Source organism: Serratia ureilytica (genome assembly GCF_017309605.1).
GTDB classification, from domain to species: Bacteria; Pseudomonadota; Gammaproteobacteria; order Enterobacterales; family Enterobacteriaceae; genus Serratia; species Serratia ureilytica.
Genome location: NZ_CP071320.1, coordinates 2,234,515 through 2,248,880 on the forward strand (window position 1 = coordinate 2,234,515; position 14,366 = coordinate 2,248,880).

The 14,366-nt window shown below is 59.6% G+C and carries 14 protein-coding genes; 5 read left to right on the forward strand and 9 right to left on the reverse strand.

From position 1 onward, the window contains the following. Together oppD and oppF are read left to right on the forward strand one after the other, a co-directional pair. Complete coding sequence (oppD, locus tag J0X03_RS10410; RefSeq protein WP_016927496.1) at positions 1–1,017, forward strand: ABC transporter ATP-binding protein; 1,017 nt, start codon at positions 1–3, stop codon at positions 1,015–1,017. Further along, positions 1,014–2,015 carry a murein tripeptide/oligopeptide ABC transporter ATP binding protein OppF gene (oppF, locus tag J0X03_RS10415; RefSeq protein WP_019452737.1) on the forward strand — a complete coding sequence of 334 codons (1,002 nt, stop codon included), beginning with the start codon at positions 1,014–1,016 and terminating at the stop codon, positions 2,013–2,015. The genes oppD and oppF overlap by 4 nt, the downstream gene beginning before the upstream one ends. 72 nt (positions 2,016–2,087) lie before the next feature. Here the strand turns inward: oppF and J0X03_RS10420 are convergent, their stop codons facing one another. Next, complete coding sequence (locus J0X03_RS10420) at positions 2,088–2,411, reverse strand: HI1450 family dsDNA-mimic protein (RefSeq protein WP_004932139.1); 324 nt, start codon at positions 2,409–2,411, stop codon at positions 2,088–2,090. A 56-nt stretch (positions 2,412–2,467) separates the two neighbouring features. Beyond that, complete coding sequence (cls, locus tag J0X03_RS10425) at positions 2,468–3,928, reverse strand: cardiolipin synthase (protein ID WP_033643295.1); 1,461 nt, start codon at positions 3,926–3,928, stop codon at positions 2,468–2,470. 242 nt (positions 3,929–4,170) lie between these two features. On the opposite strand from cls, the gene J0X03_RS10430 reads away from it, so the two are divergent. Further along, the gene (locus tag J0X03_RS10430; protein ID WP_025159792.1) at positions 4,171–4,347 is read left to right on the forward strand and encodes a YciY family protein; all 177 of its coding nucleotides are present in this window, start codon (positions 4,171–4,173) and stop codon (positions 4,345–4,347) included. A 46-nt stretch (positions 4,348–4,393) separates the two neighbouring features. Here J0X03_RS10430 and J0X03_RS10435 read toward each other — a convergent pair whose 3' ends face one another. Together J0X03_RS10435 and smfY are read right to left on the reverse strand one after the other, a co-directional pair. Continuing rightward, positions 4,394–4,885, reverse strand: coding sequence for a Dps family protein (locus J0X03_RS10435; protein WP_019452735.1), 492 nt, complete (start codon positions 4,883–4,885; stop codon positions 4,394–4,396). A 200-nt stretch (positions 4,886–5,085) separates the two neighbouring features. Further along, a complete protein-coding gene (gene smfY / locus J0X03_RS10440) occupies positions 5,086–6,558 on the reverse strand; it encodes a multidrug efflux MFS transporter SmfY (RefSeq protein ID WP_160204351.1) in 1,473 nt (490 codons plus the stop codon). Positions 6,559–6,685: 127 nt separating this feature from the next. Between smfY and J0X03_RS10445 the strand changes: the two genes are divergently transcribed. Beyond that, positions 6,686–7,249: a TetR/AcrR family transcriptional regulator gene (locus J0X03_RS10445; protein WP_033643293.1), complete on the forward strand. Its 564-nt coding sequence runs from the start codon at positions 6,686–6,688 to the stop codon at positions 7,247–7,249. Between the two features lie 143 nt (positions 7,250–7,392). Here J0X03_RS10445 and J0X03_RS10450 read toward each other — a convergent pair whose 3' ends face one another. The 5 genes from J0X03_RS10450 to J0X03_RS10470 are packed head-to-tail and all read right to left on the reverse strand — an operon-like array spanning position 7,393 to position 13,548. Further along, positions 7,393–8,400 carry a substrate-binding domain-containing protein gene (locus tag J0X03_RS10450; RefSeq protein WP_033643292.1) on the reverse strand — a complete coding sequence of 336 codons (1,008 nt, stop codon included), beginning with the start codon at positions 8,398–8,400 and terminating at the stop codon, positions 7,393–7,395. Positions 8,401–8,433: 33 nt separating this feature from the next. Further along, complete coding sequence (locus J0X03_RS10455) at positions 8,434–9,471, reverse strand: ABC transporter permease (RefSeq protein ID WP_033643291.1); 1,038 nt, start codon at positions 9,469–9,471, stop codon at positions 8,434–8,436. A gap of 18 nt (positions 9,472–9,489) precedes the next feature. After that, positions 9,490–10,995, reverse strand: a complete 1,506-nt coding sequence (locus J0X03_RS10460; RefSeq protein ID WP_160204350.1) for a sugar ABC transporter ATP-binding protein — start codon at positions 10,993–10,995, stop codon at positions 9,490–9,492. Further along, a complete protein-coding gene (gene xylB / locus J0X03_RS10465) occupies positions 10,992–12,509 on the reverse strand; it encodes a xylulokinase (protein ID WP_089194841.1) in 1,518 nt (505 codons plus the stop codon). The genes J0X03_RS10460 and xylB overlap by 4 nt, the downstream gene beginning before the upstream one ends. Before the next feature lie 4 nt (positions 12,510–12,513). Beyond that, entirely contained in the window at positions 12,514–13,548 is a 1,035-nt protein-coding gene (locus tag J0X03_RS10470) for an NAD(P)-dependent alcohol dehydrogenase (protein WP_042784692.1), read from the reverse strand. Between the two features lie 228 nt (positions 13,549–13,776). Between J0X03_RS10470 and J0X03_RS10475 the strand changes: the two genes are divergently transcribed. Further along, entirely contained in the window at positions 13,777–14,331 is a 555-nt protein-coding gene (locus J0X03_RS10475; protein ID WP_042784691.1) for a D-lyxose/D-mannose family sugar isomerase, read from the forward strand. Positions 14,332–14,366 lie beyond the last annotated feature (35 nt).

A 14,366-nucleotide genomic window follows, 5' to 3' on the forward strand; every position in this document is an offset into this window, starting at 1 on the left:
ATGAGCACCATTGAACATCCTCAACTGCAAACCGCCGTCGGCGTTAAAGCGTCGCCGCTGCTGGACGTGAAAGATCTGCGCGTCACGTTCTCCACCCCGGACGGCGACGTGACGGCGGTGAACGATCTGAACTTCGATCTGCGCGCCGGTGAAACGCTGGGCATCGTCGGCGAATCCGGCTCCGGCAAATCACAGACCGCGTTCGCCCTGATGGGGTTGCTGGCCAGCAATGGCCGCATCGGCGGTTCGGCCAAATTTAACGGCCGCGAAATCCTCAACCTGCCGGAAAACCAGCTCAACAAGCTGCGGGCCGAAGAGATCTCGATGATCTTCCAGGACCCGATGACCTCGCTCAACCCGTATATGCGCGTTGGCGAACAGCTGATGGAAGTGCTGATGCTGCATAAGAAAATGAGCAAAAGCGAAGCCTTTGAAGAGTCGGTACGCATGCTTGACGCGGTGAAAATGCCGGAAGCGCGTAAGCGCATGCGCATGTATCCGCACGAGTTTTCCGGCGGCATGCGCCAGCGCGTGATGATCGCCATGGCGCTGCTGTGCCGGCCGAAGCTGCTGATCGCCGATGAACCGACCACCGCGCTGGACGTGACCGTCCAGGCGCAGATCATGACGTTGCTCAACGAGCTGAAGCGCGAGTTCAACACCGCCATCATCATGATCACCCACGATCTGGGCGTGGTGGCCGGCATCTGCAACAAGGTGCTGGTGATGTACGCCGGGCGTACCATGGAATACGGCAGCGCGCGCGAGGTGTTCTACCAGCCGAGCCACCCGTATTCCATCGGTCTGTTGAACGCGGTGCCGCGTCTCGACGCCGAAGGCGAGGCGTTGCTGACCATTCCCGGCAACCCGCCGAACCTGCTGCGGTTGCCGAAAGGCTGCCCGTTCCAGCCGCGCTGCCCGTACGCCATGGAACAGTGCGCGAGCGCTCCACCGTTGGAGCAATTTGGGGAAGGGCGCCTGCGCGCCTGCTTTAAACCGGTGGAGGCGTTGGTATGACAGCGGTAACCGACAAGAAAGTGCTGCTCGAAGTGGCCGATCTGAAAGTGCACTTCGACATTCATGACGACAAGCAGTGGTTCTGGCAGCCGCCGAAAACCCTGAAGGCGGTCGACGGCGTTACACTGCGGCTGTTCGAGGGGGAAACCCTGGGCGTGGTCGGCGAATCCGGCTGCGGCAAATCCACCTTCGCGCGCGCCATCATCGGCCTGGTGAAGGCCACCAGCGGGCGCGTCGCCTGGCTGGGTAAAGATCTGCTGGGCATGAGCGACGCCGACTGGCGCAAAACCCGCAGCGATATCCAGATGATCTTCCAGGATCCGCTGGCTTCGCTCAACCCGCGCATGACCATCGGCGAAATCATCGCCGAGCCGCTGCGCACATACTACCCGAAAATGCCGCGTCAGGAAGTGAAGGACAAGGTCAAGGCGATGATGCTGAAGGTCGGCCTGCTGCCTAATCTGATCAACCGTTATCCGCACGAGTTCTCCGGCGGCCAGTGCCAGCGTATCGGCATCGCGCGCGCGCTGATCCTCGAACCGAAGCTGGTGATCTGCGACGAGCCGGTCTCCGCGTTGGACGTGTCGATTCAGGCGCAGGTGGTGAACCTGCTGCAGCAGCTGCAGCGCGAAATGGGGCTGTCATTGATCTTTATCGCCCACGATTTGGCGGTGGTGAAGCACATTTCCGATCGCGTGCTGGTGATGTATCTGGGCCATGCGGTGGAGCTGGGCACCTATGACGAGGTGTACCACAATCCGCAGCACCCTTACACCAAGGCGCTGATGTCGGCGGTGCCGATCCCGGATCCGGACAAGGAGAAGGAAAAGCAGATCCAGCTGTTGGAAGGGGAGCTGCCTTCGCCGATCAACCCGCCGTCCGGCTGCGTGTTCCGCACCCGCTGCCCGATCGCCGGGCCGGAGTGCGCCAAGACGCGCCCGCTGCTGGAGGGCAGTTTCCGCCATGCGGTTTCGTGCCTGAAGGTCGATCCGCTGTAATGCGCCGCTAGCCGGCAACAAAAAGCCCCGCTTATTCAGCGGGGCTTTTTTATCCGAAACGTTAGCGGTGAATCACTCTTTCCACAGAATGTGGCACAGCTTGTGGTCTTTCTCGCGGCAGATCAGCACGCGGGCGAACACGTCGTTGATCGGCTCGCCGTCGCTGTCCGCCAGACCGATCACCACTTCGGCGAAGAAGTCCGGGTTCAGGTCGTAATCCACGTGCTCGCTCCAGTCTTCGGAGGGGTCGTACAGTTCTGCGCCGCCGCGCTCTTCAAACTGCAGATTGAACAGCAGAATATCCGCCGGATCCAGATTGTCGCCGGCCAATTCGAGGAAGATGTCGTAGGCCTGTTCCAGCGTTTCGTCTTCGGTAAGGCGGTTATTCAAATCCATAAAAAAATCCTGATAACAAATGATTTGGCGCTATTAAAGCACGCTCGCCGCGGCTTTTACAGCAACGGGCTGAAAAAGTAGAACAGGCGCTCGACCAGGCGGTGCCAGAACGGCCGCTTCAGCCACTCTTTGGCGTTCAGCAGCTTGGAGCGAGCGATGTAATCTTCCTGCACGCAGGCCAGATCGCTGCCGAAGCCGTCGTCGTCGATCACCAGGGTGATTTCGAAATTCAGCCACAGGCTGCGCATATCCAGATTGACGGTGCCGACCAGGCTGAGCTGGCCGTCGACCAGCACGCTCTTGGTGTGCAGCAGGCCGCCTTCGAACTGATAGATTTTCACGCCGGCTTCCAGCAGCTCGGAGAAGAACGCCCGGCTGGCCCAGCGCACCATCATCGAATCGTTGTCGCGCGGCACGATGATGCTGACCTCGACGCCGCGCAGAGCGGCGGTGCAGATGGCGTGCAGCAGATCGTCGCTCGGCACGAAGTACGGCGTGGTCATGATCAGCTGTTCGCGCGCGGAATAAACCGCGGTCAGCAGCGCCTGGTGGATCATTTCCTCGGGGAAGCCGGGGCCGGAGGCGATCACCTGAATGGTGTGGCCGCTTTCCTGCTCGAACGGCATGATGTTGACGTCCGGCGGCGGCGGCAAAATGCGCTTGCCGGTTTCAATTTCCCAGTCGCAGGCATAGACGATGCCCATGGTGGTGGCCACCGGGCCTTCCATGCGCGCCATCAGATCGATCCATTGACCGACGCCCGCATCCTGTTTGAAATAGCGTGGATCGACCATGTTCATGCTGCCGGTATAGGCGATGTAGTTGTCGATCAGCACCACCTTGCGGTGCTGACGCAGATCCATGCGGCGCAGGAATACGCGCAGCAGGTTGACCTTCAGCGCTTCGACCACTTCGATGCCGGCGTTGCGCATCATCGCCGGGTAGGGGCTGCGGAAAAATTGCAGGCTGCCGGCGGAGTCCAGCATCAGACGGCAGTGTACGCCGCGCCGCGCGGCGGCCATCAGCGATTCGGCCACCTGATCGACCAGGCCGCCGGGCTGCCAGATATAGAACACCATTTCGATGTTGTGGCGCGCCAGCTCGATGTCGCGGATCAGCGCTTTCAGCGTGTCGTCGGTGGTGGTGAGCAACTGCAGCTGGTTGCCCTTGACGCCGTCGATGCCCTGGCGGCGGTTGCACAGCTGGAACAGCGGTTCGGCGACTTTACTGTATTCGGTGGCGAAGATGCGGCGACTCTCTTTCAGCTCTTTCAGCCAGCGCGCGGTCGACGGCCACATGGCCTTGGCACGCTCGGCCCGGCGCTTGCCCAGATGCAGCTCGCCGAACGATAAATAGGCGACGATGCCGAACAGCGGCAGAATATAGATAACCAGCAACCAGGCCATGGCAGAGGGAACCGCACGGCGTTTCATCAAAATGCGCATCGTCACGCCGGCGATCAGCAGCCAGTAGCCGAACACCATGAGCCAACTGATTACGGTATAAAATGTTGTCATAAAGGCGAAAAATCCCGTTCGCAAACCACCAATGATGAGTGTACGCACAGATCGGTCAAGGCGAAACCTTTTATCGGCGCTTATGTTACATAAATATGATGAAGTTAAGGCACTTGCCGAAACCGAAAGGGCGGCTTTTAGCGGCGCGGCACCTGCGATGTCGCCGATAACGGCGACTTGGATCGCGGGCTGAAAGGGCTATAATGCCCGCGGTTGGCATTAGACGAACGAGTGACGGAATTATGAGACGCAGTAGAAATGAAGTGGGCCGTTGGCGAATGTTGCGGCAGAGCCAACGCCGTCGGCATCGTTGGCTGGAGCGCCAGTCTTGCAGCAATCGCCATATTATCCGGGTGCGCCGTCGCCTGGACGATCAGCATCGGCGCGCGCTGCTGTTTGCGGTATCCTGCGAGTGGTAAAACGAAAACAGTCCCGTGAGGGACTGTTTTGTTATGGCGCCTGGGTTTATTTGCCGAGGTAGGCGTTAAGCATCCAGACCTGTTTTTCCTGCTCTTTGATGTAATCGCTCATCAGCGACGCGGTGCCTTCGTCGCCGGCGTCCGCCGCGACCGTCAGCAGTTCACGCTGCTGTTGCAGCAAGATTGAATACCCTTCCAACAGGCCGCGCAGCGTGCCCTTATCATCGGTCACATTGGTGTGTTCCTTGATATCGGCGGTTTTCAGATAGTCGCTGTAAGCGTGGCGCGGCTGCGAGCCCAGCGTCAGAATGCGTTCCGCCAGCTCATCCACCTTGGTCAGCAGATCGTTGTAAGTTTCTTCGAATTTCGCGTGCAGCTCAAAGAATTGCGGGCCGGTAATATTCCAGTGATAGCCGCGCACATTCATATACAGCACCTGATAATTCGCCAACAGCGCATTTAGCGCTTCGGCGAGTTTTGCCGATTGTTTACTGTCGAGGCCGATATGGGTTTTCGCTGCTTTCTTCGCCGTTGCCATAATAATCTTCTCCTGATTATTCGTTCCAAGGGTAGACAGAATCAATTTCCATAGCTGTTACAGTAACCGGATTTATCGCAGGGTTAAACACGATAACAGGCATCATTGCCATCGCTCAAACCGATGACGATAAATCCGTCGAGCAAATTGCCGAATCAGTTTACGCAGGATCCGCAGGCGAAAAAAGCCGCTTTTATCGGTTACTTGCGCAGCGCCAGTTTTACCACGCCGGCGCCCAGCGCCATTAACAGCGCGGCGGCGATCAGTACCATGATAAACGCGCGATCGAAGGCCAAACGCGCCAACTGCGTCAGCTGCTGCGCGCGATCGGCCGCCATCCCGGCCGCCAGGCGCAACGCCTCGTCGATGCTGTCGTAGGCCAACTCGCTGACCGGCAGCTCCGCCGGCAGCGCAAGACTATGGCTGTAGACCGCCGTCATCAGCCCACCGAGCAACGTCACGCCCAGCACGCCGCCCAGCTCGTAGGAAACGTCCTCGATCGACGCCGCCATGCCGGATTTCTCCTCCGGCGCGTTCAGCATGATGGCGGTGGACGCGGCGGTGATCACGCCGCCGAGACCAAAGCCCACCAACGCCAGGCTCGCCAGCTGCAGCGCCATGCTGCTTTGATACAACAGGGCGAGGCCGGCGATGCCGAAGGCGGTCAGGGCGAAACCGCCGAGGATGAGGCTGCGTTCGCCATAGCGCGGCAACAGTAAACCGGCCATCGGCCCCGCCAGCGCCGAGGCCAGCGGGATCGGCAAGATGAACAGCGCCGCCTGCAGCGGACTGAGGCCGAGCACCAGTTGCAATCGCTGGCTGAGCACCAGCTCGACGCCGATCAGGGCCACCATCGACAGCAGCGCCACGCCGATGCCGCCGGCGAACAGCCGGTTGCGGAACAGAGAGAAATCGATCATCGGGTGGGCGCTGCGCTGCTGGCGACGCACGAACAGCGCCAGGAACAGGATGCCGATCAGGGCCGCTGCGAGCAACGCGCTGACGTCAGGCGCCGGCTTACTCAGTTCCTTCAGCGCATAGATAGCGCCGACCAGACCGATCATGATCTGCACCGAGCCGATGATATCGGCGGGGCGCGGGTTATCGCCGCCGCAGCGGGGGATCAGTTTCCACGCCAGCGGCCAGACCAGCAACACCACCGGTACGTTGATCAGGAACACCGATCCCCACCAGAAATACTCCAGCAGCAGGCCGCCGACCACCGGGCCGATGGCCGCGCCGCCCGAGGCCACCGAGGCCCAGATGCCGATCGCCAGCGCGCGTTCGCGTTCGTCGGTAAAGACGTGGCGCACGATGGACAACGTGGCGGGCATCATCATTGCCGCGCCAACGGCGAGGAACACCCGTGCGGCGATCAGCCATTCGGCGGTTGGCGAAAAGGCGGCGCACAGCGAAGCGACGGCAAACACCGGCAGCCCGGCGAGGAACAGCCGCTTATGGCCGACGCGATCGCTCAGCATGCCGGCGCCGGGCAGCAGCCCGGCGACCACCAGCGGGTAGGCGTTGACGATCCAGAGTTTTTGCGAGGCGCTGGCGTCCAGCGCCTGGGTTAAACGTGGCAGAGCGGTATAGAGCACCGTCATGTCGATAACAATCAGGAAAAGGGCGCTGGCGACCATCGTCAGGATCAACCAGCGGTTCTTGGCGTACATAAGTCATAATCCAGTTTACGTGGGCGGCGCGAAGGCGCCGCCATTGCGGTAACCCTCCGGCGATGCCGGGTGGTATACTGGTGATAATATATATCCATACGTTCGTATTGAAAAGAAGGGTTTCTTAATGGGACGTCAACGCAGCATCGATCGCGACAAGGTTTTGGACACCGCCGAAGAGATCGTCGCCACCCAGGGCGCCGCCGGTTTAACCATCGACGCCGTCGCCAAAGCGATGGGGATCTCCAAGGGCGGGGTGCAGTATTGCTTCGGCAGCAAAGACGCCCTGATCGACGCGATGTTCGATCGCTGGGGCAGCGCCTATGAAACGCTGTTCGCGGAGATCGCCGGCGACGATCCTTCGCCGCAGACCAGCGTGCGGGCGCATATGTTGGCTACCCAAAGTTCGGATCAGACCGCCAGCGCCAAGGCCGCCGGGTTGATGGCGACGCTGATTCAAACGCCGGAGCATCTGGCGAGCACGCGCGAATGGTATCGCAGCCGCATCGCCGGGCTGGATTTGACTACCGAAGAGGGTAAGCGCGCGCGGCTGGCGTTTCTGGCCACCGAAGGCGCCTTTATGCTGCGTTATTTCGGTTTGATGGATATCGGCCAGGCGGAATGGGAAACGATGTTCGCCGATATGCAGGCGTTGATTTTAACGGGCAGCGCCTATCGCACTGATAGCTAGTAAAGCGTGCGGCGAAAGGCGTATGTTTATCGCACAAGATATTCCCTCGAAGAACTTTTTAGCCAGCCCCTCCGTGCTGGCTTTTTTTTTGCCTGCGGCAAGTTTCGGAGCAAAGGCCCCCTGAGTGCAGGGGGCGCCGGACATTACTTGCGCGCGTCCAACAGTTGCTGGGCATTCTCTGCGGTGACGACGGTCCACGGAATATAATAATGCTTCTGCGTGCCGCCCTCCCATTTCAGATCTTTGGCGTACTGTTTCCAGATATCCGACTGTGGTTGATAACTTTCCCCTTTCACGGCGCGCAGCGCGACGTCGATGGAACCCTGCATCTGGCCTTTGGCATCTTGCAGGATAGAGACCATTTCACCGGCCTGCACCGCATGAATCGCGTCGGAAACGCCGTCGACGCCCGCAATGGCAAAGTCTTTCACGTTCAGGCCGGCCCCTTTAATCGCTTCGATGGCGCCCAGCGCCATCTCGTCGTTCTGGCCAATCACGCCGTTGATTTTGCCCCGGTGTTTCTGCAGCCAGTTTTCCATCAGCGGCTGCGCTTCCGCGCGTGACCAGTTGGCCGTTTTACGTTCAAGCACGGTCACCTGGCCGGCGCCGCACTCGGCAATCGCTTTATCATTGCCCTTGCCGCGCTGGATCTCGCCGCTGCCGCCTTTCGGGCCTTCGATAATCACCACGTTCACCTTCTGGTTCTTGCAGTCGAGTTTGTCCAGTACGGCTTTGGCTTCCAGATACCCGCCCAGCTCGTCATTAGACACCACTTCAGACGTCATCGCGTCCGTGTTCAGGCGCGCGTTGGTGACCACCACCGGGATTTTGGCTTCGTTGGCATTGGTGACGATATCGATATTGGCCTCAAAATCCATCGGGTTGACGATAATGGCATCGGCGCGCGTCTGGATAGCGGTGGCGGCCTGATCGTTTTGCACCGATGCATCATAACGCCCATCGTAGAAAGTCAGTACGGCTTCGCCGCTTTTCACCGCCGGGTGTTCCTTGCCGAACCTTTCCATCAATTGCACGAACTCGGCTTTGTTGCCGTACATCAATACCGCGATTTTAACCGGGGCGGCCTGAGCCGCCGACAGGCTGCCGAACAGCATGGCAGAGGCAAACAACGCTATCTTGGTCTTATTCATGGTTTTCTCCTGGTAGAGTTGGGTCTGATGTTATTAATCGCGCTGTTGCTTACGCGAGGGGTCGAGCAAGACGGCAAGAACGATCAATGCGCCTTTGATAATTTGTTGGTAATACGATTGCACGCCGAGCAGATCGAGGCCGTTATTCATCACCCCGATAATCAGCACGCCGAAGAAGGTGCCGACCAGCGTACCGACGCCGCCGGCCATGCTGGTGCCGCCGATCACCACCGCCGCGATGGCGTCCAGCTCATACCCAGCGCCGGCGTTGGTTTGCGCCGAACCGGTGCGCGCGGTGAGGATAAGGCCGGCGATGCCGGCCAGCGCGCCGCACAGCGTATACACCAGTATTTTGATGCGCGTGACGTTAATCCCCGAGGTGCGCGCGCTTTTTGGGTTGCCGCCGACGGCGTAGATGTAGCGCCCGAAGAGGGTTTTATTCAGCACGAGCCAGGCGAGGGCGAACAGCACGATGAAGATGATGACGGGCACCGGAACGCCGCCGACATAGCCATTGCCTAACCAGCGGAAATCGCTGTTCAATTGCGATACTGGATTGCCGTTGGTGGTCAACATGGTTAACCCGCGCGCCGCGGAGAGCATGCCCATGGTGACGATAAACGGCTGCAACCGGTAGCGAGCCAACACGGTGCCGTTCACCAGGCCGCAGACGATGCCGATCCCCAGCGCCACGATCAGCGGCGCCATAACGGCGGTCGCGGTATCACCGATAGCCAATCCGCTATTGTTGGTGGCGAAGCGGGCGGCGACGATGCCGCTTAACGCCAGCACCGAGCCGACGGAGAGATCGACGCCTGCCGTGATGATGACGAAGGTCATGCCTATCGCCAGAATGCCGTTGATCGAGACCTGGCGCAGTACGATCAGGGTGTTTTCATTGCTGAGAAAATAATTGCTGCTCCAGGCTCCCTGGGCGACCTGATATTCGCCAATCAGCGCCACGATCAGGCACAGCGCGAAAAAGGCGATGATAATGCCGTATTTGTGCATACGGCGCTTATTGCGGGTGAAAAATGACATTCCTGGTGATAAGGAGTGGGCGCTGCTCATTTTGTTTTTCTCTCTCTGTTAAACCGCAAGTTTCATCAGTGCTGCCTGAGTCGCATCGGCTGCCGCAAGCTCGCCGGCCAACTGCCCGTCACGAAACACCAGGATGCGATCGCTCATGCCGATAATTTCCGAAAGCTCGGAGGAAACCATGATGATCCCTTTGTTTTGCAAGGCGAACTCCGACATAAATCGATAGATCTCTTTCTTGGCGCCGACGTCGATACCGCGCGTCGGCTCGTCGAGCAACAACACCTCCGGCTCCAACAGCGCCCAGCGGCCCAGCACCACTTTTTGCTGGTTGCCGCCGCTCAGGTTGCCCACGGGCTGTTCGCCATCGTGGGTTTTAACGTTAAAGCGCTGGATCATGTCGCGGGTTCGCGCCAGCTCCCGTTTTTCGCTGACGAACCCCATTCGGCTTATGCCGGCAAAAGAGGCGATATTGATGTTTTCACTGACGGAACGGCACAGCACCAGGCCGGTTTCCTTGCGATCTTCCGTCACGTAGGCAATGCCGCTGTCGATGGCCTCTCGCGGGGAATGGCGGTTAAGCGTCTTGTCGCCCAAGCGGATCGTGCCGCTGTCGGCATGCTGAATGCCGAAGATAAGATCGAGAAACTCGCTGCGGCCCGATCCCACCAGGCCGTAGATGCCCAGGATCTCACCGTGCTTAAGCTGCAGGCTGATATCCTTTATCTTGCTGCGCCAACACAGGCCGTTGACCTCCAGCAAGACCTCTTCGCCGGGTTGATTGAACTTGGCGAACTCGCTGTCGTACTCGCCGCCGATAATGTGTTCGATCAGCTGCTCACGGGTAATGTCAGCGATATAGCCTTCATGGATATAGGCGCCGTCGCGGAAAATGGTGTAGCTGTCCGCGATTTGGAATATCTCGGACAAACGGTGGGAGACGTAGATAATGCCTTTACCTTTCGCCGCCAGTTGCTGAAGCGTATGAAAGATTTTTTGCGCATCCTCTTCGCCAATCGCCGAGGTGGGTTCATCCATGATGATGATGTCGGCATTGGCGTGCGACAGCGCTTTGGCGATCTCGACCAGTTGCTGCTCGGCGACGCTCAGGTTGCGCATTTTTTCTCGGGCGTCGATCTTGAAATCAAGTTCCTCGAGCAGACGGGTGGTGCGTTGGTTGAGCGTCGCAAAGTCGACGAACCCCAGGCGTCTCGGCTCGCGGCCCAGCCAAATGTTTTCTGCCACCGTCAGGTCCGGGATCGCGCTCAGCTCCTGCTGCACGATGGCGATGCCGGCATTGAGGGCTTCCCGGGGATGATGAAATTCACAGCGTTGACCATTGATAAAAATGTCGCCGCCATCGGGTTGAATAAAGCCCATCAGAATGCTGAGAAAGGTGGATTTCCCCGCGCCGTTGCCGCCGCACAGGGCATGGATGGATCCGCGCCGCAGGCAAAACTCGGCGTTCTTGAGCGCCACGACCGGGCCAAAGGCTTTCCTGACGCCACTGACTTCCAGCAGGTAGGCAGGGGCTTGCGTATGGGGATCTCGCGTCACGATTGAACCTCCGGGTATGTCCGCTGCAAACGCTGCAGGTACCGTTGATAAAGCGTCTCGTATTGCGTTTGCCTGTCGGCGTTTGGCGTCGTGCGTGTGGCTTCATCCAGGGAAACGAAGCGTTGGCACAGTTCAGCCAAGAGCCCGGCGGCGTTCTGTTGCGGGCGATCGGCCAACGACGTCGCCCACATCGCTTGAATGGCGCCGCCCAGCGCGGCGGTCTCTTTGACGTTCAGGCAGACCACCGGGCACCCCATCACGTCCGCGACGATTTGTCGCCAGGCGGCGCTGCGGGCGCCGCCACCGGTGAGGCGGATCTCGCGCGTTTCGATGCCCTGGCGACGAAACAGCTCGATGCCATAGCGCAGGCCGTAGGTGGCGCTTTCAACCACCGCCAGGCAGAGATTGGCGCGAGTAAAATTGTCGCTATCGAGGTTATGCAGGCTGGCGCGCGCGTGGGGCAGCGGGGGAACGCGTTCGCCGTTGAAGAACGGCAGCATCTCGACGCCGCCGGCACCCGGCGCCGCCTGCGCCAATAAGCGGTTAAAGCCGTCAAGATCTTCGTCCAGCAGCGTCTGTATGGCCGTGGTGGCCGAGGTGACATTCATGGTGCATATCAAGGGCAGCCACCCGTTGGTGCTGGAGCAGAAACCGGCAATCATGTCGGATTCCGCCACGACGGGCGCGGCGGACCAGGCGAATAGCGTGCCGGAGGTGCCCAGGCTTAGGGTAACGGTGCCGGCCTCGATGTTGCCGGAACCGATGGCCGCCATCATGTTGTCGCCGCCGCCGGTCGAGACCCGAACTGCCGGGCCGAGGCCGAGCTTTTCCGCCACGAAGGGGCGCACCGTGCCGATGCAGCATTCCGCGCTTTTGAGCGGCGGCAGGGCATGCCATAAACGGCCGCTGTCATCGATAAGATTGACGGCGGCTTGACTCCAGCTACGGGTGCGCACATCGAACAGCCCGGTGCCGGAAGCATCGCCATATTCCGCTACACGCTCCCCGGTCAACCAGAAGTTCAAATAATCATGCGGCAGCAGCACGGTGTGCAGTTTTGCCCAGAGCGCCGGATGGTGCGTCTTGAACCAAAGGATTTTTGACGCGGTATAACCGGTGGCGACCCGCAGGCCGAGCTTGTCCAGCGAGCCCTTGGCGCCGCCGAGCCGCTGCAGCAGCAGTTCGTTTTCCTCCGCGGTTTCGGTATCGCACCACAGCTTGACGCTGTGCAGCACGTTGCCGTCTGCGTCCAGCGGCACAAATCCATGCTGTTGGCCCGAGACCCCCAGAGCGTTAATTTCCCCGGCATCAATACCGGCGTTAGTCACGGCTTGGCGAAACGCGGTGACCAACGCCTCAATCCACCAGTCGGCCTCTTGTTCGCGCCGGCCATTGGCTTGGCTGATGAGGCGGTGAGGGGCGCTGCCCTCACCGAGGATCACGCCCTGTGTGCTGTCGACAATCACGACTTTCGTGCCTTGCGTACCGCAGTCTATGCCAGCATAGAGCGCCATAGGATCACTCCATTTCCAGCATGATTTTGATGTCCGAGGCATGTCCCGCCGCCGCGCGCTCGAAGGCGGCCACGCTGTCGGAGAATTTGTAGGTTTGGCTTATCAACGGCTGGACGCGCAATTTGCCGCTGCTCAACAGCCGCAGCGTGCGCGGATACATGTTGGCGTAGCGGAAAATGGTCTTGAAGGTGATTTCCTTGGCCTGCGCTGCGACGATATCCATCGGCGCGGCGTCGATCGGCATGCCGACCAGCACGGCGGTTGCCCCTGGCGCCGCATGTTCGGCCAGCGTAGCGATAGCCGGTTTTGCGCCGCTGCATTCAAACACGATATCGACGCCATTGCCGCTGGTGAACGCAGCCACTTTACCCGCCAGGTCGCCGGTTTTGATATTGACGGCGTGCAGCCCTTCATAGCTGGCCGCCACGGCGAGTTTCTCGTCAAACAGGTCGCAGATAATGACGTCCGAGCAGCCACCCGCCAGCGCCGCGAGGGCGGTGACCACGCCGATCGGCCCAGCGCCGATCACCAGCGCGATATCGCCGGGTTTGATCCCGGCTTTGGTGGCCGCTTGCATGCCGATGGCCAGGGGTTCAACCATGGCGCCTTCAGCGAAACTGACGTTGTCCGGCAGTTTGAACGTGAATGCGGCGGGGTGGATGACGGTTTCGCGCAAACAGCCGTGCACCGGCGGCGTCGCCCAAAAGCGAACGGCGGGGTCCAGGTTGTAAATCCCGGCGCGCGTCTGCGCCGAGTTGAGGTCGGGAATGCCGGGCTCCATGCAAACGCGATCGCCGACGCTGAGGTGAGTGACGTTTTCACCTGTCGCGAGTACCACGCCGGCGGCCTCATGGCCGAGCACCATCGGGGCTTTGACCACAAACGGGCCAATGCGGCCATGCTGGTAATAGTGCACATCGCTGCCGCAGATGCCCACGGAATGAATTTTTATCTGTACATCGTCGGGCCCCAGCGTTTCGGCCAGTTGGACGTCCTCGATAGCGATTTCCCCCGCTTTGGCCAGCACTAATGCTTTCATATTGCCTCCTGGTGAATCATTTTTATGGTAACGGTATCATTTCAATGCGGCGATAGTGAGCCAATGCGGGTGGTTAAACTGTGATCAATGTTGGAATTGCTCGACGAGAGTTAATTTTGCTGGCGGGTTGTTATTCAATATAGCGACGGTGGTCACAAAATCGGCGTGGCAATGACGGTTTTAATATCGGCCTGTTGATATCGATACCGTTACTTTGCCGGGGGAATGATGAACAAACAACAAAGCGCCAGAGCCGCTACGCTGGAGTATTTGCGCCAGGCGGACATTATCTTGACCGAAGAAGAACAGCAACGCATTGAAATTGCGACGTTTGGTCTGGCCGACTATCCCGCGTCCGGGTTGCAGCTGCTGACCTACGTCAACTCACCTCGGTATTGCGCGAAAGAGCTGGTGCTGTTTCCTGGGCAGACTTGCCCGGAACATTTACACCCTCCCTTTGCCGGCACGCCCGGCAAGCAAGAGACGTTCCGTTGCCGTTGGGGAGAGGTGTTTTTGTTTGTCGATGATGAAAGTCTGACGCCCAACGATCGCGGCGGCCAACCGGTATGCCGGGTGCCGGAGGGCGCGGAGCAGTGGTATACCTGTCATCGCTATATCCTCTTGCGGCCGGGGGAACAATACACCATTGCGCCCAATACCCGTCACTGGTTTCAGGCGGGGAAGCAGGGCGCGGTGGTGTCTGAGTTCTCTTCCGAGAGCCGTGACGAGCTGGATATTTTTACCGATCCGCGAATTAACCGTCTTGCCGGCGTAAACCATTAGCGCCAAGAACAAAGTTCTGTCATGATGCCGGGAAT

Excerpts from the sequence above, each read along its gene's own strand:
- J0X03_RS10445 (WP_033643293.1), top strand. The coding sequence starts at position 6,686 with ATGGGACGTCAACGCAGCATCGATCGCGACAAGGTTTTGGACACCGCC.
- cls (WP_033643295.1), bottom strand. The coding sequence starts at position 3,928 with ATGACAACATTTTATACCGTAATCAGTTGGCTCATGGTGTTCGGCTAC.
- J0X03_RS10470 (WP_042784692.1), bottom strand. The coding sequence starts at position 13,548 with ATGAAAGCATTAGTGCTGGCCAAAGCGGGGGAAATCGCTATCGAGGAC.
- J0X03_RS10450 (WP_033643292.1), bottom strand. The coding sequence starts at position 8,400 with ATGAATAAGACCAAGATAGCGTTGTTTGCCTCTGCCATGCTGTTCGGC.
- J0X03_RS10475 (WP_042784691.1), top strand. The coding sequence starts at position 13,777 with ATGAACAAACAACAAAGCGCCAGAGCCGCTACGCTGGAGTATTTGCGC.
- J0X03_RS10435 (WP_019452735.1), bottom strand. The coding sequence starts at position 4,885 with ATGGCAACGGCGAAGAAAGCAGCGAAAACCCATATCGGCCTCGACAGT.
- J0X03_RS10455 (WP_033643291.1), bottom strand. The coding sequence starts at position 9,471 with ATGAGCAGCGCCCACTCCTTATCACCAGGAATGTCATTTTTCACCCGC.
- J0X03_RS10430 (WP_025159792.1), top strand. The coding sequence starts at position 4,171 with ATGAGACGCAGTAGAAATGAAGTGGGCCGTTGGCGAATGTTGCGGCAG.
- oppF (WP_019452737.1), top strand. The coding sequence starts at position 1,014 with ATGACAGCGGTAACCGACAAGAAAGTGCTGCTCGAAGTGGCCGATCTG.
- J0X03_RS10420 (WP_004932139.1), bottom strand. The coding sequence starts at position 2,411 with ATGGATTTGAATAACCGCCTTACCGAAGACGAAACGCTGGAACAGGCC.
- xylB (WP_089194841.1), bottom strand. The coding sequence starts at position 12,509 with ATGGCGCTCTATGCTGGCATAGACTGCGGTACGCAAGGCACGAAAGTC.
- smfY (WP_160204351.1), bottom strand. The coding sequence starts at position 6,558 with ATGTACGCCAAGAACCGCTGGTTGATCCTGACGATGGTCGCCAGCGCC.
- oppD (WP_016927496.1), top strand. The coding sequence starts at position 1 with ATGAGCACCATTGAACATCCTCAACTGCAAACCGCCGTCGGCGTTAAA.